This window comes from Streptococcus macedonicus ACA-DC 198, assembly GCA_000283635.1.
Lineage (GTDB): Bacteria > Bacillota > Bacilli > Lactobacillales > Streptococcaceae > Streptococcus > Streptococcus macedonicus.
Map to the genome: position 1 here is coordinate 1,999,906 of HE613569.1, position 19,423 is coordinate 2,019,328.

A 19,423-nucleotide genomic window follows, 5' to 3' on the forward strand; every position below is an offset into this window, starting at 1 on the left:
TCCCTTTTCATAAATCTCCTGGACATGATTGAGAAATCATGTCTTTCCCTTTTTAAGCCGCTAACTCCCAATAGCGGCTTTTTTGTTACCTAAAAAAGAACTTGAGTTTTGATTCTCCAAGTTCTTTTAGTTATAACTACTCCGCTTTTTCTTTGAGAAAAGCTGAAATCTCACTAACCGCAAATGGTAAAGCAGCTTCATTCGGGCTCATTTGTGGGTGATGAAGCGCATAAGGCGTATCAACGCCAAGCCAAAACATCACACCTGGAATTTTATTTAAGAGGTAACCAAAATCTTCTCCAGTCATCGCAGGTGGGCAATCAATCAAATTAACAGCCTCTCGATTTCGGAAGAACGCCATTAAATCTTGTGCCAATTCTGGATTATTTTCCACAGGCAAATAACCACCTTGTTTCAAATTGACATCAACTTCCATACCGAAGCTAGCAGCAACACCTTTAGCAATTTCTGTTAAACGCTTTTGAATGTGCAAGCTCATATCTTGCGTCAATGTCCGAATAGTACCATGCAAGCGCGCCGTTTCAGCAATAACATTATTGGTAGTTCCAGCGTGGAAAGAACCAAAAGTCACTACGCCACCTTGAATTGGGTCAACATTACGGCTAACAATTGTCTGTACTTGTGTGACAAAATACGAAGCAGCCACCAAAGCATCATTTGCTTCATGTGGAAAAGCAGCATGACCTCCTTTTCCTTTAAACGTCACCAATACTTCACAAGTCCCTGCAAATAATGTTGAGGTATTGGTCGCAATATCACCAACCTTGAAATCAGAGCGAACATGAAGACCATAAAATTCATCTGGTTTCCAATCGCCAAAGGCATTATCTTGATACATGAGCATGCCACCAGCTTCATTCTCCTCTGCTGGTTGGAAAAGAAAGAGTACATTATTTTTTGGCTGCACTTGCACCAATTCATTAAGTAATCCAAGCGCAATGGTCATGTGCATATCATGACCACAAGCATGCATGCGTCCCTCGTGCTGGCTAGCAAATGGCAAACCAGTTTCTTCTACAATAGGCAAAGCGTCAATGTCTGTTCGCCAACCAATCGTCTTTTCAGGAGCCAAACCATTTAAAAAGACCAGAATCCCTGTTCGCCAAGTACGTTGCTCTACAAAACCTTTTCCAGCCGTAATTTCTGCAATACGCTCCAAAAGATAAGCTTGTGTTTTAAATTCTTCCAAACCAATTTCAGGAATCTGGTGCAAATCACGGCGGATATTAACTAAATCTAAAGTCATATTTTTTCCTTTATTTTTTAAAAGGGAGTGGAACAAATAAAATCTCCAGTGGAGATTTTATTCATGAGCCTAGAAATTAAAAAGCGAATCGGTAATTTCAAAAAAATTCGATTTCGTCGTCCCACCCCCGCAAGGTTGAGTAGGGTTGTAAAAGCTGATTCATCAGCGTATTAGAACCCACTCAACTACTGCGCCTTGCTTACTACAACTACATAAGTAATGAAGCTGAGCATCTTTTATCTCAACTTCCTTTATTACAAATTACGCAAAGCGTCTTCGAGTGCTGTTTTTTGTTGTGTTTTGGCATCAATTTCTTTAATGACACGCGCTGGAACACCTGCTACAACAACATTTTCAGGGACATCTTTGGTAACAATAGCTCCCGCAGCAACAACAGAACCATTACCGACTTGAACCCCTTCGATAACGACCGCATTAGCACCGATAAGGACATTGTCTCCGATACGAACTGGGTCAGCTGAAGCTGGTTCAATTACACCTGCAAGAACGGCACCTGCACCGATATGGCTATTTTTACCAACAATGGCACGACCACCAAGAACAGCACCCATGTCAATCATTGTTCCTGCACCGATTTCAGCACCAATATTAATCACGGCACCCATCATAACAACCGCATTGTCTTCGATTGTTACTTGGTCACGAATGATAGCCCCTGGTTCGATACGAGCATTAATACGGCGTTTATCAAGCAATGGCACCGCTGAATTACGACCATCTTGTTCAACAACGTAATCCTTATTTTCAGTTAAATTTGCTAAAAGTGGCTCAATGTCTTTCCAGTCACCAAAAAGCACATTACCAAGCTTAATGACACTTTCTGGAACAGCTGCTGCCAATTCACCTTCAAATGTCACTTTAACATTTGTTTTTTTCTCCGCATTTCCGATAAATGCGATAATTTCTTGAGCAGTCATTTTTTGTGCAGTCATATTTAAGATACCCAGAGCGTTGAAGCGGCTCACAGAGCCTTTCAATCGAAAAAAAGTAAAGCAGAACATCTACTACTAACCAGTTTTCCCTTTTAGCTCAGATACAGTTATTCAAACCTCCCCTTGCTAAACACTCAAATCCTTCTAATTCAAATTTTATTATATAATTTACTATTATAACAAATATTCAGAAAATTGGGAAAGAAATTTGGTTATTTATTCACCCCAAATAATTTTTTCACTCAAAAAAGACCTCCTTCAGGAAGTCTTTCAAACAAACTCAGTTACTTACTGGAGTGAAAATCAATTTTGCTGAATCTGCTGGTACTGCATCATCTGTATTATAAAAAGAGGTTGTGATAATTTCTCCTTCAGATAGTTTAACAGTAACGTCCATATTACCTGGATTTAAAGATTGACTTCGTTCATCACCAGATTCCTCATTATAAATTCCTATATTCCAACCCAAGTTTTCAAATTCAGTATCCATCGTCATGTTTGTGCTTAAAGTATATGTTCCAGCTGGAATATCTCTACCGACAACATAATTGCCAATTCCAATTTCATTTGATTGTGAAACATTCTCAACTGCTGTAAGTTTGATTTTAGAAATATTTGAAAAGTCTAAAGTGTCACCTTCAAATAATATAACTCTGATTACTGACGGAGAAGTTGTATCCCCACTGTCTGTCGAAGCACCAGTCCAGTTGATATATAGTCCAGAATACGTCTTACTTCTATCACCCATGATATTGCCATTGCCACCAGTAATCTCTAAATCATAGATTCCAGGCTTAATATCACCAGATTCCCCAACAGTAATTTTTCCAGTTATATATAACTCATCAGTAGAAACCGAAGAATCTGCCAATTTATTAATTTCTTCTAAGAAACTTGCTTCCTTGCTTGATTTAGTTTTAGAAGCAACTATATTTCCTGTTTTATCTGCACTTGATGAATTATCCATAGCAGAATCAATCGCTGCACCGTAGGCAGATTGAGTTATCAAAACAATGATAAATGCTAATATTGCAACAATAATTGAAACTAGTGATAAAACCTTTTTATTTTTTCTATTAATTATTACTGATATGGCGCCTAGAATAAGAGCTACTAAAGCTAAAGCAGCTGAACCATTATTGATAAATGGCATCCAAGAAGTTAAAAGCGCTATTCCTCCTACAACAACCGCAATTATCGCAACAACTTTATGTTCATTATTTTTATTTTCCATATTTTATTTCCAACGTTCTAAATTCTTACAATTACTCTTGAAACTTTTTCAAACTAGCAAGGTATAGTGAACCACCAATAATAGCTAAAATTCCACCAACCCAGCCTAAAAATGGGATAATTGCCAAAGCTCCTCCAACAATTAGCAATACATTAGGTGCTGAACCAATACGGTCGTCATCTTTATAATATACAGAACCTACAATTCCAAGAACTAAAATAGCAATTTTAACAAATAAAGCTAAAGTGCTAGCTAGTGTCGTTGAAGTAATTGAAATTGCTGAACCACCATTGTAAGCAGTATCAAGTGTAGTTGCGACATCATTTAATACGCTTGCTGTGATAATAAAGACCGCTATTAGCAGAAAAATTCCTCCGACAAGTCCTACAATCCCGTTAATTAAAGCTAATTTTTTTGTTTTCATAATCCTACTTCTTTAAGTTATAAATTACACTATAAAATATTAATCATTATTATCCTTGGTTTCTTGTAATTTTTTCCATTTTAAGAATTCTTGAAATTCTTGATAATCTTCCTCACCAATAAAGCTTGAATCCTCTACACTTTTAGTAGTTTTATCATCTTCCATTGTTGGGGAAACAAAATCAACAACATTATTCACAATGGAATTTTTAGTCTCTATTTTTTTCTTTTTAAATGTTTTTCCAGACTTTATTGCAGCATCAGCATTAATCTTATTGTTAAATACATTACCTAAAATAGCACCTAAACCAACCCATTTTCCTGCTTTGGTAAGTCCATCGATAATTTGTGCTAAAACAGCTACCATAAGTATCAGAAACATGAGACTATACATCATTGCAAAATCTCCAAATAATAGTTTGAGAAGTCCTGAAAAAATGATAATAATCGCTAAAATTCCAGAACAACCAAGTAAAGCTTTACCAACATTATTATTCATTTAGTTCACCATTCTTATTGTAAAGCTATTGCCATTTGATCTGTATATGATTTTAGACTGTCACGATAGTCCTTTAAATACTCTACTATACTTTCTTTTCCAGTAATTCTAGCATTTCCTAAAGAACCATACGTTTCTTTTTGTGTTTCTACACTAGAAGTTACAGAATCTCTCATTGATTGATAAGATTCGGCATCTCCTAAACCATATTGTGAGACGACTGCTTCATAATTTGAAATGTATTCATTTACGATAGCTTCATACATTTTCAAATAATCATTATAGGTCACAATACTTTCAATTGTTGAATCAGACGTATCTGTTGGATTAAAATCACTATTAACTGCTTCTGTTGAGCTTGATGAACTAACCACAGTTTCAGTTGAAGAAATTAAATTAGTTGATTCAGTAGTGCTACTTGTTGAAGTGGTATCTTCCTTAGAAGAACAAGCAGAAAGAAATAAAACAGACAGTGCAGTTATAGCAATTAACGCTAGTTTCTTTCTCATATTTTCGTATCTCCATTTTTCTTAAAATTTTCCACAACCATTATATATATATATAATTTTTGTCAATCGGTTTTAGGGAATTTTTTAAGGAAATTTTAAGGAATTTTTTCACGCAAAAAAAGCTCCCTTACGGAAGCTTTTTTATCTGTGTATTGATGAATTAAAGACGTGCGTTCAATTCTGCTGACAAGTCTTCAAATCCTGGTTTTCCAAGAAGAGCAAACATATTTTTCTTGTATGCTTCTACACCTGGTTGGTTAAATGGATTAACAGCGTTAAGGTAACCTGAAAGACCAATTGCCAACTCGAAGAAGTAGATTGTGTAACCAAGAGTGAATTCATCTTGTTGAGGAAGTGTCAAGAACATGTTAGGAACACCACCATCAGTGTGAGCAAGAAGAACACCATCAGTTGCTTTTTTGTTTACAAAATCAACATCTTTGCCTTGAAGGTATCCAAGACCATCAAGGTCTTCTGACAATTCAGGGATAACAACGTTTTTACGTGGTTTGTCAATACGAACAACTGTTTCGAAGATGTTACGGTAACCTTCTTGGATGAATTGACCAAGTGAGTGAAGGTCAGTTGAGAAGTTAGCAGATGTTGGGTAGATACCTTTTTGGTGTTTACCTTCTGATTCACCAGCTAATTGTTTCCACCATTCACCAAAATATTGAAGTGATGGTTCGTAGTTAGCCAAAATTTCAGTGATGTAGCCTTTACGGTAAAGAACGTTACGAATAGCAGCGTATTGGTAAGCGATGTTTTCTGAGATTTCAGCAGAAGTCAATTCTTTACGAGCAGCGTTAGCACCAGTCATAAGAGCTTCGATGTCGATACCAGCGGCAGCGATTGGAAGAAGACCTACGGCAGTCAATACTGAGAAACGTCCACCAACGTTATCTGGAACAACAAATGTTTCCCAATCATTAGCAACAGCTTCAACTTTAACAGCACCTTTAGCTTTATCAGTTGTAGCGTAGATACGTTTGTTAGCTTCATCTTGACCGTATTTTTCAATCAAAAGTTCTTTGAATACACGGAAAGCGATAGCTGGTTCAGTTGTTGTACCAGATTTAGAGATAACGTTTACTGAGAAATCTTTATCTTTAACGTATTCAATAAGGTCTGCAAGATAAGTTGAAGAAATTGAGTTACCAGCGTAAAGAATTTGTGGACCTTTACGGTCTGCAGATGCTTGAAGGTTATAGAAGTGGTTGCTCAAGAAGTCGATAACCGCACGAGCTCCAAGGTAGGAACCACCGATACCGATAACAACAAGAACTTCGCTGTCTGATTGGATTTTAGTAGCAGCTTTTTGGATACGCGCAAATTCTTCTTTGTCGTAGTTTTCAGGAAGGTCTAACCAACCAAGGAAGTCAGAACCTGGACCTGTACCTTTGCGCAAATATTCATCAGCAGCGTTGACTTGTGGTTGCATGAAGTCGATTTCTTCTTGTTCGACGAATTGACCCAAAAGTTTTGAATAATCAAATTTAATATGTGTCATTACAATACTCCTCAAAAAATTAAATTTCTCCTCTATATTACTCTTTTATGCATGATTTTTCAATGATTTTTACTAAATTATCTCATTTAAATAAAGCGTTTACCAAGTTGCTGAAAACTTTCATGAAACAACCATTTTGTGATGAAAATTTCACAGATTTTTACAGTTATAGCCACGTCACAACACAGATGACACTTGATTTGTCTAAGCGATTAAACATGATTAAAATATTTTAAGTTATACCCTTATTTCGCCCCTTTTAGTCTCTTAAATAAAAAATAATCCTCTGAAACGATTGATTTCAAAAGGGGATAGTTTTATATACAAAAAGAGCACACACCTACAATCGCTTAGGGCTGCTGGATTCCTCCCCTGACCCACTTCACGCGCAGATGTTGCTCCAAAGAATATTATATCATAATTTCTAGATTATGCAAACTAGGACTGTTCTTTAGTAACTTGTTTGGCTGCTTTTTTCTTTTCACGGTTTTTACGGAAAAAATCTTGCATGATAGCTGCACATTCAGTCTCTAAAATCCCAGTCTCCACTCCCACTCGATGATTGAGACGAACGTCCGTCAGAACATCATAAAGACTGCCTGCACCGCCAAATTTTTGATTGGCAGCCCCATAAATCACTTGCGGAATGCGGGCAAGCCCAATAGCTCCGCTACACATCACGCAAGGCTCAATGGTCACAAATAGGGTGCTATCTAGCAAACGCCAACTACCTTCGTTTTCATTGGCATCATCAATCGCCATGATTTCAGCATGCAAAATGGCTTTCTGACGTTCTTCACGCGCATTGTGTCCACGTCCAATGATGTCACCGTTTTTCACGATAACACAGCCAATTGGGATTTCCTCTTTTGCTAGCGACTTTTGCGCTTCCTTGAGCGCTTCTCGCATGAAATATTCCTTTTCTTCTTGTGTAAATTCAGCCATTATAGCTCACCAAGTTGCCATGATTTGTGTGGCTCAGCTAAATCAACAGGAACACCGTCAGCATAATTTTCTGCTTCTTTTTTAAGCACTTGAAGGTGATTTTCGGCATCAATACCTTGTGGTGGAACTGGTGGCGTATGCGTCAAGACAAGGTATGTCACACCTGCAGCCTTGGCAATTTGCCCTGCTTCTTTGGTTGTCAAATGCGCTGGATGATTTTCATTCCCCGCATAAAGGTAAACATCTGCCAAAAAGAGGTCAGCGCCTGCAGCAAATTTATCCAAGCCTTCAAAATAGCCTGTATCACCAGTGAAAACAAGTGTTTGTCCCGTTGCACGTTCGACAATACGAAAGGCGTAGCAAGGAACAGGATGAACGGTTTTGATAAAGGTAATGTCGAATGGGCCGATCTTCTCAACACCGTTGACATCATAGGCTTTCCCTTGAGAAACGCCGTCCAAAGTCAGTTTAGTAAATTCTTGTTCATCTTCGGTATGTCCGTAGATTGGCAAAATTTTAGGCTCCCAGAGATGTTTGGGATATAGTTGGAAATAATGGCGTAGCACGCCTAAATCAGCAACATGGTCAGGATGATAATGTGAAATAATCACCGCATCCAAGTCAAGTGGGCTGATTTCTTTTTCTAGTTCTGTGACAGCACGGCTTCCGCAATCCATAAGCAATTGAAAACCGTCCTCACTCGTAACGAGATAAGAGGTCGTGCCGCCGTCTTTATATGGGTAAGCTCCCCAGCAACCAAGTGTTGTGATTTTCATCGTAGAATCCTCCTCTAGTAATGCTTACTCACATTATAACATTTTTTGAAAACTATCTCTTACGAAACCATCAGTCTATCTTTAAATTTATAGGCTACAACACTAGCAATAATTGCCTTAATCGTATCTCCTGGGATAAATACAAGATTTGATAAAAGAGAAGTCAACAAAGGTGTGTGTATATAAACAGATAGATAAATTGCTCCCATCACATCAACAAATAAAACACCGCCTAGTAAAATTGCAATTAAATTATTAATAAAAGATGATGTCTTAAAAATTTTCAAAATCACATTGATTAGAATTGGCACAAAAAACCAAGCAACCACATAACCAGCTGTTGGTCCAGCAAAAACAGCAAACAAAGTGCTACCAGAAAATACTGGAATAAACATTCCTAAGAGAAAAAATAAAAGAATTGATAAACACCCTTTCTTCCAACCTAAGAGCACACCTGCCAACATAATTCCCAAATTTTGCAAAACAATTGGAACAGGGATAAAACCCATTGGAATGGCTGGAATAAAACCTAAGATGATAAGAATAGTTGCCATCATCGCAATATAAAGTAAATCTCTCAAATTTTTCATAAACTACTCCTTAAAATAAATACTTTCATGTAACCGACAGTTTGGATTAAAGGCGTGATGACAATACGGACAAGCCCTTTTTTTGTATTCAGCAAAAGTCAAAAAATGATAACAACTGCCACAAAGAACAGGTGAGGCAGCTTTTACCGAAACTGATTCAAAAGGGTGATTTCGTAGCTGATTATGACACTGATAACAAGCAAAATAGTCTTGGCACTTACCACACTTGAGAGCAACAACATCTCGTTTTGTATGATAATGTTTGCATCTTCTTTTACTATCAAGATTAATTCCATAAATTATCATAATCATCAACCTCCTAACAAAGTTTACTACTTTATTTATTTTTAGTCAACTAGTTTATTTTTATTGGTTGACTCTTTTTGGAATCTTCTCACTGATAAAGCGCAAAAAGTCTGGAGCAGCTTTGCCCCAGACTTGGTATGATATTAGAAATTACGGTCACTCTTGTTATAGCCGTAGCGTTCAAAGAAATCTTCGCGGAATTCCAAGAGATTGTCATCCATAATAGCTTGACGAACTTTTTTCATCAAGTTGACAAGGAAGTAAAGGTTATGATAGCTTGTCAAACGAAGCCCAAAGGTTTCATCAGCTTTAAGCAAGTGACGAATGTAAGCACGTGTGTAATTGCGGCAAGTATGGCAATCACAATCATGGTCAAGTGGTGTGAAATCTTCTGCGTAAGCTGCATTTTTAACCACCAAACGCCCTTCACTTGTCATACATGTTCCATTTCGAGCGATACGTGTTGGAAGCACGCAGTCAAACATATCCACACCGCGGATAACACCGTCAATCAAACTATCTGGTGCACCAACACCCATAAGGTAACGTGGTTTATTTTCTGGCAACATTGGCACTGTGAAATCAAGCACCTCATTCATTTCTTTGTGTGATTCTCCAACGGCAAGTCCACCAATTGAATAACCTGGGAAATCCATGCTGACCAAGTCACTAGCTGATTGGCGACGAAGGTCTTTGAAACCAGCACCTTGCACGATACCAAAAAGCCCTTGGTCATGTGGACGACGATGTGCTTTCAAGCCACGTTCAGCCCAACGACTTGTACGTTCGATTGATTTTTTAACGTAATCATACGGTTGGTAGAATTGAGGGCATTCATCAAAGCTCATCATGATGTCCGAGCCAAGATTATTTTGAATAGAAATGGCTTTTTCTGGTGAAAGGAACATTTTAGCACCGTTAAGATGGTTTTTAAAGGTCACCCCTTCCTCGGTGATATTACGTGTATCAGCCAATGAATACACTTGGAAACCACCACTATCAGTCAGAATCGCTTGGTCCCAGTTCATGAATTTATGAAGTCCACCAGCACGAGCGATTAATTTGTCACCTGGACGTAACCAAAGGTGATAAGTATTTGATAGGATAATCCCTGAGCCCATTTCCTTGAGCTCTTCTGGCGATTGTGTTTTAACCGTTGCTTGTGTCCCAACTGGCATAAACATTGGTATTGGGAATGTGCCGTGTGGTGTGATAATTTCACCCAAACGCGCACCTGTGTGTTTTTCTTTCTTAATTAAGCGATACTTAATCGGATAATCTGTCATTTTCTTCTCCTAGCTACCACAAAAAACAGTTGTGGGCATTTTTTAATATTGTCATGATTAAACAGTAATCAAACTGAGAATTTGAGACTGAAAAGCTCATTAATCTTTTGCCTTGTATTATTAAAAATACAAAGCACAACCTTTACGATTTTACCAAAAATCACATCTTTTGTCATGTCTCTCTGATTTAGTGTGCTATCTCTAATACAATATGATATAATTGAAAACGTGGAAGTAACTATTTTTTAAGGGAAGTAAAGGAGGTCCATTATGAAAGCTTCAGAAACACGTCGAAAAGCTAGAGAATTTCTTAAAACACTCTCTGGTAAGTATCAACTGTTTATTGTTCCTATTGTGTTAGCGATTCTTACCGTTTCAATTTCTTATCATCAAGCGATTTTTACAACAAGCAACGGTATTGAATTTAGCATTACAGAATCAGTTCCAAGTATCATTGGAATTCTATCTACACTATTTCTTGCGTCAGCAAGTTATGCTGTACTTGATGTGATTCGCCTCAAACGCGACCACGTCGAAGTAGGGGACAACATGATTGTCTTTTCAAACGAATTATTTGGGAAATACGTTTTGACAGCTCTTTTGAAATGGCTATTTATCTTCCTCTGGTCATTGATTGCTGGTGTTGGAATGTTCATTTTCGTTATCGGAGTTACTTATGCAGCTGTGGATGATTCTGCTGCGGGCTGGGGCATTGTGATTATTGGTTTGATTGCGATGATTGCAGGATTTGTACTTGCTATTATGAAAAACTATTCATACAGCATGACAACCTACATCCTTTATGATGATGTCCAAAACGGCACTTATGAAGGTCCTCGTAGCATTATTGATAAGAGTACAAAACTAATGAAAGGAAACAGATGGCGTTTCTTCTGCCTACAATTTAGCTTCATTGGTTGGCATATTTTAACAGCATTCACTTATGGTTTACTTTACTTCTACACACTACCATATACCACAACTGCTATCCTCTTCTTCTACGAAGATTTACTAGAAAATGCTGAATAATATAACAAATCACCCTAGCCTCGCTAAGGTGATTTTTTTATGTTCAGGTTTATGACCAAAGTCCAACTTGAACTTTTACTTATCCTCGTAATAGATCATAAAAGATTTGCCTGTTGCTTTTAGTTTTTCTTGGCATTTTGGGCAAATACCATAAGCTGTCAGTTGAATTTTTGTGATTTGATAACCTGTTTGTTCATAAGCTTCTTTACCAATATCAATGGCATCAACATCCATAAAATCAGCAATTTCACCACAGTTCTTACAAACAATGTTAATGTGCTGATGTCCCATAAAATCATAGTAAGTTGTGGTATCATTTGTTACTTTTAACTCAGTAACAAATCCTTCATCAACCAATACTTTCATATTGTTATAAACCGTTGCTAAACTCATATTAGGGTGTTCTGGTAATAGGTCTCTATAAATTTTATCGGCACTAGGGTGCTCATGACTATTTATAATATAAGCAATAATGGCTTTACGAGTCTCCGTTATACGGATGTGTTTCTTTTTGAGATGCTCAATGACATTCTCATAGGCATCCAAAGGACGGTGGTGAGTGTGAACATCCATTATAGCTCTCCTTATCTAATTTACTAAGTTAATTATAACATAGTTTAAAAAAGTACATGTCAAGATACGCTCACCTATTTTATTACAAAAATCAGATAATTTCAAGTTACTGAGAGATTTTTTAGTAAAAAATTGATGAAATCGGATTTCTTTACTTTTGGATTTTTTTATAAATACCGACATAAATTTCTTGACTATTTCTCGGATTTGGTCTTACAATATATTTATCGTTAACGACATAAAATAATTAAAAGAAGATCAACAGATGACAAAAACATTTAAAACTTTGGACGATTTTTTAGGAACTCACTTTATTTACACTTATGATAATGGTTGGGAATACGAATGGTATGCTAAAAATGACCACACTGTTGATTATCGTATTCATGGCGGTATGGTTGCTGGACGTTGGGTCAAAGACCAAGAAGCTAATATCGTTATGCTCACAGAAGGTGTTTATAAAGTTGCTTGGACAGAACCAACTGGTACTGATGTTGCCCTTGATTTCGTGCCTAATGAGAAAAAATTGAACGGTACGATTTTCTTTCCTGCTTGGGTTCATGAACATCCTGAAATTACAGTTTGCTTCCAAAATGAACACATTGATTTAATGGAAGAATCCCGCGAAAAATACGCTACTTATCCAAAATTAGTCGTTCCTGAATTTGCTCACATTACCTATATGGGTGATGCGGGGCAAAATAACGAAGATGTCATCTCTGAAGCACCATACGAAGGCTTACCAGACGACATTCGTAATGGGAAATACTTTGATGATAATTACAAACGTTTGAAAAAATAATTATCTAATCTGGCGAATTCTTGCTATACTAGTTATAAACAACTATTCATTACAAGGAGGTCTTATGCCTAAAGAACGTCTCTTACCCTATATCATTTTGGGGATTGTCAAACATTCTTCACCGATTACTGGCCAGGCTATTACGAAACAATTTGACAATGAGATTGGCGAATTTTGGCGTGCTTCTCATAGTCAGATTTACCCTGAATTAAAACGTATGTCCAATGACAATTGGCTCAAACAAACGACCTCTGAAGATAATGCTAAGGAAAAATATTACCAATTAACGAGTGAGGGGGAAGCAATTCTTTCTAACTAGTTAGAGGAGACGGTCGAGGAAGCGCCTATTCAAAAGGACCTTTTCTCTTTAAAAATGTTCTTTATCCACGACCAATCTAATCCACGGATTTTGTCCTTATTAGAGGAAGAACGTCAGATTTTGCTAGAACAGCTGGCGCATTTTAAAATGCGAGAAAAATTACTTTTTTCAAGCCCAAAAGATATTAATCGCGCCTATGGTCACTACCTTATCCTAAGCCGCGCCATTTCACGCGTTAGCAGTCAATTAAGCTGGATTGAGGACACTATCCAGCAATGGCAGAAACATCAAAAAAACTGAGAGTCCGCAAAAAGCGACTCTTAGTTTTTTTGTTAGCTTACAATCCTTGATATTCAATCTTGATACATTTGTTCATGACAATTTTATCACGTCCTGCAGCTTGTAAAATATCAGCAGCTTCTTGACTTTCTAGACCAAGTTGCGCCCAGAAAATGTCGGCATCTGTTTCAATGAAATCTTTGGCAACTTCTGGTAGAAATTCACTTCGTCTGAAAACATCAACAATGTCAATGTGGACAGGAACATCTTGAAGTCTAGCATAAGCTGTCTCGTTTAAAATTTTCTGTCCTGCTAATCTTGGATTGACAGGAACAATCGTATAGCCAGCTTCTTGCATGATTTTTGAAACACCATAAGCTGGACTATTTTCACGATGTGATAAACCAACAACAGCAATAGTTTTGGAATTTTTTAAATAATCAGCAATCACATCTTGACTAGGATTTTGAAATGTTGTCATCTGGCTGCCTCCTTTGTATGACGTTTTTCTTAAGTATAACATAGTTGATGCAAAAACCAAGCTGAGGTATAAACGAGGTATAAACGAGGTATAAAAGTGCTCAATTCTTTGTATATTATAGTATTAATTGCAAAGCGCAGTAGTTGAGTGGGTTCTAATACGCTGATAAATCAGCTTTTACAACCCTACTCAACCTTGCGGGGGTGGGACGACGAAATCGAATTTCTTCGAAATTACCGATTTCTGTCCCACTCCCGGTTTTTTATTTCTATTTTGCTTCGTACCATGTTTGTCCTACATTTTCGTCTGCAATGAGGGGTACTGATAAGTCAATCGCTGATTCCATGGTTTCTTTGACCAATGTTTTAACGGCTTCAAGTTCATCTTTTGGTACTTGAAGAATGATTTCATCGTGTACTTGTAGAAGCATTTTTGTCTTGAATTGACCGTCAACTAAGGCTTTGTCAAGGTTAATCATGGCAATTTTGAGAATGTCAGCTGCGCTACCTTGGATTGGTGAGTTGATGGCTGTGCGTTCTGCAAATTGACGAATATTGAAATTACGTGAATTAATATCTGGCAACTCTCGGCGACGGTGGAAAAGCGTTTCGACATAGCCTTTGTCTTTGGCATCACGCACCACGCGCTCCATGTAATTTTTAATGCCTGGGTAGCGCTCAAAATACGTTTCAATGTATTGTTTAGCCACTTTACGTGGAATGCCGAGGTTATTAGCAAGTCCATAATCCGAAATGCCGTAAACAATACCAAAGTTAACAGCCTTAGCATTACGACGGTCATTTGGTGTGACATCTTCTGTTTTTTCAATGCCAAAGACACGCATGGCTGTTGACGTATGAATGTCTGCTCCTTCACGGAAAGCCGCAATCAAATGCTCATCATTTGAAATGTGAGCTAGAACACGCAATTCGATTTGTGAGTAGTCAGAACTTAAAAGCACTTCATCTTCTGTCTCTGGGACAAATGCTTTACGAATCAAGCGCCCTTGTTCTAAACGTACTGGAATGTTTTGCAAGTTAGGGTCAACACTAGACAAACGACCTGTTTGCGTCAAATCTTGTAAGTAACGGGTGTGAATTTTACCATCCTGCAAAATGAAATCCTGCAAACCAACGATATAAGTTGATTGCAATTTGGCAATTTGGCGATATTCCAAAATTTTAGATACGATTGGTGAGATTGGCGCCAATCGTTCCAAGACATCCACCGCTGTTGAATACCCTATCTTGGTTTTCTTCGTGTAGCTTGTTGGTAATTGCATCTTGTCAAAAAGCAATTCACTCAATTGTTTTGGCGAATTGATATTAAATTCCATGCCCGCCAAATCGTAAATTTCTTGTGTCAACTCATCGATAATAGCCTGGTTAGAAGCTTCCATTTCTTGAAGCGTTGTTTTTTTAACCGAAATACCTGCAATTTCCATTTTAGCAAGGACATTTGCCAACGGTTGCTCTATGTCAAAGAGAAGGCTTGCTTGTTGGTGTTCTGTCAACTTGTCTAGCATGACTTTCTCAGAATGGTTCAAAACCACAATCTTACGTGCTAAATGGCTGAGCAGCACTGCTTTTTCAGGAACGGCACGCTTAACCCCCTTGCCATAAACAGCTTCGTCACTATCTAAAACATAATCCGTGTAAAGTCGTGCAATAGTTGACAGTTCATTGTCATCAACCGTTGATAGGAGGTATTTTGCCAAACGGCTGTCAAATGCTGGCGCTGGTAAATCAACACTCAAATGACTAAGCAAGACTTTACTACGTTTAAAATCGTAAGTTTTGATTGGTTTAGCTAGCGCTGCTTTGAACAAATCGTCCTTGAGAAGTTCAAGATTGGTTGACGCATAAATCACCTTGTCATTTCCCCAAGCAAAGCCAATGATATTTTCAACGTGATAATTATCACCTAAAATTTCAAAATAGAAAAATTGGTCATCCGTGAACATATCCGCACTCAAGCTATCCACCTCGGTGTAGCTAACGTCGAATTTTTCTTGTTTTTTCGGAGCACCTAGATTGTCTTTAAATTGCTTGAAATCCATTTCATCGTAAAATGGTACTAATTTGTCCAAATCTGGTCCTTGATAGTTGATGTCGTCCAAACCAATGGTAATCGGTGCACTGATATTGATAGTCGCTAAAGTCTTAGATAAGAAAGCTTGCTCTTTATCATTAATCAAGTTTTCTTTCGTTTTAGATTTTTTCATGCCGTCAATGCTTTCGTAAACACCTTCAAGGCTGCCGTATTCTAAGAGTAATTTAAGACCAGTTTTTTCGCCAATTTTTGTAACGCCAGGGATATTATCTGATTTATCCCCCATGAGCGCTTTAAGGTCAATGAATTGTTTAGGGGTGATTCCCATTTTTTCCATGAGGTAGTCTGGGGTGAATTCTTCAAATTCTGCCACACCTTTTTTGGAAATTTCGACGGTTGTGTTGTTATCAGCTAATTGAATAAGGTCTTTATCTCCGCTGACAATGGTAACGTCGTACTCGTCCTCATTTTCAGCTAATTTATCCAATGTTCCGATGATGTCATCAGCTTCATAATTTTCCAAATCATAGAAAGTAATACCAAGCGCACTAAGCATTTCACGAATGTAAGGCAATTGCTCACGGAATTCATCTGGCGTTTTGGCACGACCTGCCTTGTAATCTTTGTACATTTCTGTACGGAAAGTCGTCTTACCAGCATCAAAAGCCACCAAAACGTGCGTTGGCTGAACTCTTTCTAATAAATGATTGAGCATGAGGTGAAAACCGTAAATGGCATTAGTATGCAAACCAGCACGATTTTTAAAGCGATCAATCTGATTATACAGTGCAAAAAAAGCACGATAAGCAACGGATGACCCGTCAATTAAAAGTAATTTTTTCTTGTTTTCCATGGCTTTATTATAACATATATTGAGCTTTCGTTTGGCTTTGGAAGGTTGAAGAAATCCTTTTTTCTGAATTTCCCTAAAATGACACAAAATCTCCACTTTTATAACAGTTTTCTTGTCTTGGAGTTAATAAAGGCATTGATTTCAAAGATTACGGTGAATTTTCTGGTTTTCCTGTCTTTAACGGAAAATATTTTTTTCTCTTAAGATTTTTTTAAGGCTACCTTTTTATACTTTAACCATTCCTAAAACTTTCACAGCTGGCTTTGCTAGCTAACGTTCACTTTAGCACCCCCAAGCTAAGTGAATGTATCTTTTTCATAATCTCCTTAAAGTCTAGCCTCTAGCTAGGCTTTTTGTGTTGAAAAAAACACTTCCGCTATGCTGGAAGTGCCATTTTATCATTATAAATAATTCACTAAATACATCAAAATTGGGACAATGAGCATAGTGAGAAGGGTTGATTCGGTCACCATAATGGCTGCGTAATCTGCGTCTGCTCCGTAAAGTTTTGCGACAACGGGGGCGTTTGTCATGACAGGCATGGCTGATTGGATGATAAAGACTTGTTTCATTAGTAATGGCATTTGCGTGTGGCTAACAATCACCATCATTAACAGCGGAGCTACAACAAAACGCCCTAAAAGGACTAAAACATTGTCCTTACTAAAACGCAAACCTAACAGCCCTGCATTTGCCACCGAAATCCCAATAAAAATCATCGATAGCGGGATCGTAAGGTTGCCCAAATATTGAAAGTCGCTAAGTAAAAAGGCAGGCAGTTGGATGTTCAATAGCACCAAAATCACCCCAATAATAAAACTTAAAAGCGGTGGTGAGAAAATTTTTCGTAAACTGTCACGAAAGTCAATCGTGGCAGAATGACGTCCATCTTTTTGGATAAAATAAGTTCCAATCGTCCAAAAGAAAGTCGTGTTGCACATGTAATAAACCAAAACGTAAGGAATGCTTTTATCGCCAAAAAGAGCTTGATTGATGGGCAATCCCACAAAAATGGTATTGGAATTAAAAAACATAGAGACAAACAAGCCCTGATGTTTTTTATCTACAGCAAATAGCTGCGCTACCGCCATAGCAATCGCAAGTAAAATAATCATCGAAAGAGTAGGAAAACGCAACTGTGGCAGCATTTTTAACAATTCATCAGCCGTAAAACGACCAACAATCGTATAAATCATGTAACATGGTAAAGCCACTTTGGTAACCAATTTTGCAATCAAAGAGGGAGTCTGGTCATCAAACCAACCTTTTTTAGCTAAAACATAGCCCACCATAACCATGACCAAAATAACTAAGACACCTGAAATACTGTTCACAAACGTTGTCATTACTTACTTCCTTTTAAACGAATTATTTTCAGTATAGCATATTTTTAACATTTTCTTAAATACTTTTCGTAATATTATTCATTCCTAGCAAAAAGCCTAAAAACTTTCGTCTCAGACTCTTCACCTATTCAATTTATTATTCATTTTCTGAATCAAAAACTTGCTCTACATTGTCATGAATATCTTCTTTGATTTCTTTTGTTTCAACAACTGACTCTTCACCTAGTTGTTGATATTCTACTCTGTCTTCCTTGGTAAATTTCTTATCATTGTCATATTTTTTAGAAATCAGTGAAATCATTCGACGACGCAAATGTTTTTCGTCTTGGACATTGCTCTTTCCACGAATCCAAGCTTGCAATAAAACAACCAACATAACCATGCCAATGTAACCAAGAACTGGATACATAATAGAAACGAGTTGTTTGAAACCAAGAAATGACAAGACATACCCGCTAACAACAAAAATAATTAAGTAACGCTTGAACTGACTACCACCTTGACTTTCAGAAAAACGTTTAGCTAGTGAGTAGTACAAACTGAAAGCCGTATTGAAGATAAGTCCAAACACCACAAGTGCGTAAGCTAGGGCGAACCAGGGATGGATCTCATTGGCAAGAACTAGTATTGGAATGTCTGCTGAAGCAATCTTTCCAACATTTACAAATAAGACAAGTGATGTTACAGCGATAATAAGGCCAACAATTGCACCACCAAGAGTACCAGCTTTTTCAGCCACGCCAATACGAATAATTGAGCCACCAAGAACAAAAGCCATAGAAACACCAGTCATTACACACAAAGCAAAGTAGTTTAATACAGACACCCAAATATTTGGCATGTTTGTCGGAAGTGTCTTAGCCACTGCATTCAATTGAGTAAAATCAAATGATTGTCCGATAAGCGTATGACCAGCAATATTCAGCACCATGATAATAACAATCGGCGTAAAAATCCCGATAATCTGAGTAATTTTTTCAAAATCAAGAAAACTGACAAAAATAACAAGGAGAGCACAGATTAAAGCTCCTAACCAAGTCGGTAATCCAAATTGTTGATTAAGGTTAGACCCCGCTCCTGCTATCATGACAAAACCAATGACGTAACAAGAAATAATCAAGGCAATGTCAAGTACACGATTTGTAAATGGGTGAGCGATTTTAGAAAGAACTTCTGAGTGGTCATTTGAGCGATAATAACTACCAAGCGTTATAATGATACGTCCAAAAATCGCATTCAAAATCCCCAAAACAATAACGCCAATCATTCCCCAAACACCAAATCCCACAAAATATTGTATCAAATCCTGTCCTGAAGAAAGCCCAGCACCAACAATAATACCAACATAAGCCAATGCAATTGATAAAATTCGTTTAACCATTTTTCCTCCT

The 19,423-nt window shown here is 37.5% G+C and carries 19 protein-coding genes, 1 other RNA gene and 1 pseudogene; 3 read left to right on the plus strand and 18 right to left on the minus strand.

What is annotated here, in order from left to right; all coding sequences use genetic code 11:
* Nucleotides 1-136: 136 nt before the first annotated feature.
* The 13 genes from SMA_RS09905 to tgt all read right to left on the minus strand — a co-directional run bounded on the left by SMA_RS09905 (nucleotide 137) and on the right by tgt (nucleotide 10,298).
* Nucleotides 137-1,267 carry an N-acetyldiaminopimelate deacetylase gene (locus SMA_RS09905; protein WP_044563149.1) on the minus strand — a complete coding sequence of 377 codons (1,131 nt, stop codon included), beginning with the start codon at nucleotides 1,265-1,267 and terminating at the stop codon, nucleotides 137-139.
* A 254-nt stretch (nucleotides 1,268-1,521) separates the two neighbouring features.
* A complete protein-coding gene (gene dapD / locus SMA_RS09910) occupies nucleotides 1,522-2,220 on the minus strand; it encodes a 2,3,4,5-tetrahydropyridine-2,6-dicarboxylate N-acetyltransferase (RefSeq protein WP_014295407.1) in 699 nt (232 codons plus the stop codon).
* A 280-nt stretch (nucleotides 2,221-2,500) separates the two neighbouring features.
* Nucleotides 2,501-3,454, minus strand: a complete 954-nt coding sequence (locus SMA_RS09915; RefSeq protein ID WP_014295408.1) for a hypothetical protein — start codon at nucleotides 3,452-3,454, stop codon at nucleotides 2,501-2,503.
* 31 nt (nucleotides 3,455-3,485) lie between these two features.
* A complete protein-coding gene (locus SMA_RS09920; protein WP_014295409.1) occupies nucleotides 3,486-3,878 on the minus strand; it encodes a hypothetical protein in 393 nt (130 codons plus the stop codon).
* 39 nt (nucleotides 3,879-3,917) lie between these two features.
* Entirely contained in the window at nucleotides 3,918-4,376 is a 459-nt protein-coding gene (locus tag SMA_RS09925) for a hypothetical protein (RefSeq protein ID WP_014295410.1), read from the minus strand.
* Nucleotides 4,377-4,390: 14 nt separating this feature from the next.
* Nucleotides 4,391-4,885, minus strand: coding sequence for a hypothetical protein (locus SMA_RS09930; RefSeq protein WP_014295411.1), 495 nt, complete (start codon nucleotides 4,883-4,885; stop codon nucleotides 4,391-4,393).
* 160 nt (nucleotides 4,886-5,045) lie between these two features.
* Complete coding sequence (locus SMA_RS09935; RefSeq protein ID WP_014295412.1) at nucleotides 5,046-6,395, minus strand: glucose-6-phosphate isomerase; 1,350 nt, start codon at nucleotides 6,393-6,395, stop codon at nucleotides 5,046-5,048.
* A gap of 321 nt (nucleotides 6,396-6,716) precedes the next feature.
* Nucleotides 6,717-6,802: signal recognition particle sRNA small type (gene ffs / locus SMA_RS11220), an RNA gene on the minus strand.
* A 31-nt stretch (nucleotides 6,803-6,833) separates the two neighbouring features.
* Nucleotides 6,834-7,340, minus strand: coding sequence for a tRNA adenosine(34) deaminase TadA (gene tadA, locus SMA_RS09940; protein WP_014295414.1), 507 nt, complete (start codon nucleotides 7,338-7,340; stop codon nucleotides 6,834-6,836).
* Nucleotides 7,340-8,116: an MBL fold metallo-hydrolase gene (locus tag SMA_RS09945; RefSeq protein WP_014295415.1), complete on the minus strand. Its 777-nt coding sequence runs from the start codon at nucleotides 8,114-8,116 to the stop codon at nucleotides 7,340-7,342. Before SMA_RS09945 ends, tadA begins: the two co-directional genes overlap by 1 nt.
* Before the next feature lie 59 nt (nucleotides 8,117-8,175).
* Nucleotides 8,176-8,706 (minus strand): biotin transporter BioY, encoded by a 531-nt coding sequence (locus tag SMA_RS09950; protein WP_014295416.1) that lies wholly within the window; start codon nucleotides 8,704-8,706, stop codon nucleotides 8,176-8,178.
* A 3-nt stretch (nucleotides 8,707-8,709) separates the two neighbouring features.
* Nucleotides 8,710-9,018 carry a CHY zinc finger protein gene (locus tag SMA_RS11225; protein ID WP_014295417.1) on the minus strand — a complete coding sequence of 103 codons (309 nt, stop codon included), beginning with the start codon at nucleotides 9,016-9,018 and terminating at the stop codon, nucleotides 8,710-8,712.
* Nucleotides 9,019-9,155: 137 nt separating this feature from the next.
* A complete protein-coding gene (gene tgt, locus SMA_RS09955; RefSeq protein ID WP_014295418.1) occupies nucleotides 9,156-10,298 on the minus strand; it encodes a tRNA guanosine(34) transglycosylase Tgt in 1,143 nt (380 codons plus the stop codon).
* Between the two features lie 270 nt (nucleotides 10,299-10,568).
* Between tgt and SMA_RS09960 the strand changes: the two genes are divergently transcribed.
* A complete protein-coding gene (locus tag SMA_RS09960; RefSeq protein ID WP_014295420.1) occupies nucleotides 10,569-11,327 on the plus strand; it encodes a DUF975 family protein in 759 nt (252 codons plus the stop codon).
* Nucleotides 11,328-11,402: 75 nt separating this feature from the next.
* Here the strand turns inward: SMA_RS09960 and perR are convergent, their stop codons facing one another.
* Nucleotides 11,403-11,900, minus strand: a complete 498-nt coding sequence (gene perR / locus SMA_RS09965; protein ID WP_014295421.1) for a peroxide-responsive transcriptional repressor PerR — start codon at nucleotides 11,898-11,900, stop codon at nucleotides 11,403-11,405.
* Nucleotides 11,901-12,165: 265 nt separating this feature from the next.
* On the opposite strand from perR, the gene SMA_RS09970 reads away from it, so the two are divergent.
* Both SMA_RS09970 and SMA_RS09975 read left to right on the plus strand, forming a co-directional pair.
* Nucleotides 12,166-12,702 (plus strand): phenolic acid decarboxylase, encoded by a 537-nt coding sequence (locus tag SMA_RS09970; protein WP_009855093.1) that lies wholly within the window; start codon nucleotides 12,166-12,168, stop codon nucleotides 12,700-12,702.
* Between the two features lie 64 nt (nucleotides 12,703-12,766).
* Nucleotides 12,767-13,321, plus strand: a pseudogene (locus SMA_RS09975) (PadR family transcriptional regulator).
* A gap of 37 nt (nucleotides 13,322-13,358) precedes the next feature.
* Here SMA_RS09975 and SMA_RS09980 read toward each other — a convergent pair.
* The 4 genes from SMA_RS09980 to SMA_RS09995 form a co-directional block, all read right to left on the minus strand.
* Nucleotides 13,359-13,781 carry a CoA-binding protein gene (locus tag SMA_RS09980; protein ID WP_014295422.1) on the minus strand — a complete coding sequence of 141 codons (423 nt, stop codon included), beginning with the start codon at nucleotides 13,779-13,781 and terminating at the stop codon, nucleotides 13,359-13,361.
* Nucleotides 13,782-14,049: 268 nt separating this feature from the next.
* Nucleotides 14,050-16,686: a DNA polymerase I gene (gene polA / locus SMA_RS09985; RefSeq protein ID WP_014295423.1), complete on the minus strand. Its 2,637-nt coding sequence runs from the start codon at nucleotides 16,684-16,686 to the stop codon at nucleotides 14,050-14,052.
* 401 nt (nucleotides 16,687-17,087) lie between these two features.
* The gene (locus SMA_RS09990) at nucleotides 17,088-18,032 is read right to left on the minus strand and encodes an AEC family transporter (RefSeq protein WP_014295424.1); all 945 of its coding nucleotides are present in this window, start codon (nucleotides 18,030-18,032) and stop codon (nucleotides 17,088-17,090) included.
* A 136-nt stretch (nucleotides 18,033-18,168) separates the two neighbouring features.
* Nucleotides 18,169-19,413, minus strand: coding sequence for a YkvI family membrane protein (locus SMA_RS09995; RefSeq protein ID WP_039671292.1), 1,245 nt, complete (start codon nucleotides 19,411-19,413; stop codon nucleotides 18,169-18,171).
* Between the last annotated feature and the right edge of the window lie 10 nt (nucleotides 19,414-19,423).

Bases quoted from the DNA above. Each gene is read 5' to 3' on its own strand.
- SMA_RS09995 (WP_039671292.1), bottom strand. From the start codon at position 19,413: ATGGTTAAACGAATTTTATCAATTGCATTGGCTTATGTTGGTATTATT.
- dapD (WP_014295407.1), bottom strand. From the start codon at position 2,220: ATGACTGCACAAAAAATGACTGCTCAAGAAATTATCGCATTTATCGGA.
- SMA_RS09930 (WP_014295411.1), bottom strand. From the start codon at position 4,885: ATGAGAAAGAAACTAGCGTTAATTGCTATAACTGCACTGTCTGTTTTA.
- SMA_RS09935 (WP_014295412.1), bottom strand. From the start codon at position 6,395: ATGACACATATTAAATTTGATTATTCAAAACTTTTGGGTCAATTCGTC.
- polA (WP_014295423.1), bottom strand. From the start codon at position 16,686: ATGGAAAACAAGAAAAAATTACTTTTAATTGACGGGTCATCCGTTGCT.
- SMA_RS09990 (WP_014295424.1), bottom strand. From the start codon at position 18,032: ATGACAACGTTTGTGAACAGTATTTCAGGTGTCTTAGTTATTTTGGTC.
- SMA_RS09960 (WP_014295420.1), top strand. From the start codon at position 10,569: ATGAAAGCTTCAGAAACACGTCGAAAAGCTAGAGAATTTCTTAAAACA.
- SMA_RS09970 (WP_009855093.1), top strand. From the start codon at position 12,166: ATGACAAAAACATTTAAAACTTTGGACGATTTTTTAGGAACTCACTTT.
- SMA_RS09945 (WP_014295415.1), bottom strand. From the start codon at position 8,116: ATGAAAATCACAACACTTGGTTGCTGGGGAGCTTACCCATATAAAGAC.
- perR (WP_014295421.1), bottom strand. From the start codon at position 11,900: ATGGATGTTCACACTCACCACCGTCCTTTGGATGCCTATGAGAATGTC.
- SMA_RS09950 (WP_014295416.1), bottom strand. From the start codon at position 8,706: ATGAAAAATTTGAGAGATTTACTTTATATTGCGATGATGGCAACTATT.
- SMA_RS09905 (WP_044563149.1), bottom strand. From the start codon at position 1,267: ATGACTTTAGATTTAGTTAATATCCGCCGTGATTTGCACCAGATTCCT.
- SMA_RS11225 (WP_014295417.1), bottom strand. From the start codon at position 9,018: ATGATTATGATAATTTATGGAATTAATCTTGATAGTAAAAGAAGATGC.
- SMA_RS09925 (WP_014295410.1), bottom strand. From the start codon at position 4,376: ATGAATAATAATGTTGGTAAAGCTTTACTTGGTTGTTCTGGAATTTTA.
- SMA_RS09915 (WP_014295408.1), bottom strand. From the start codon at position 3,454: ATGGAAAATAAAAATAATGAACATAAAGTTGTTGCGATAATTGCGGTT.
- SMA_RS09980 (WP_014295422.1), bottom strand. From the start codon at position 13,781: ATGACAACATTTCAAAATCCTAGTCAAGATGTGATTGCTGATTATTTA.
- tgt (WP_014295418.1), bottom strand. From the start codon at position 10,298: ATGACAGATTATCCGATTAAGTATCGCTTAATTAAGAAAGAAAAACAC.
- SMA_RS09920 (WP_014295409.1), bottom strand. From the start codon at position 3,878: ATGAAAACAAAAAAATTAGCTTTAATTAACGGGATTGTAGGACTTGTC.
- tadA (WP_014295414.1), bottom strand. From the start codon at position 7,340: ATGGCTGAATTTACACAAGAAGAAAAGGAATATTTCATGCGAGAAGCG.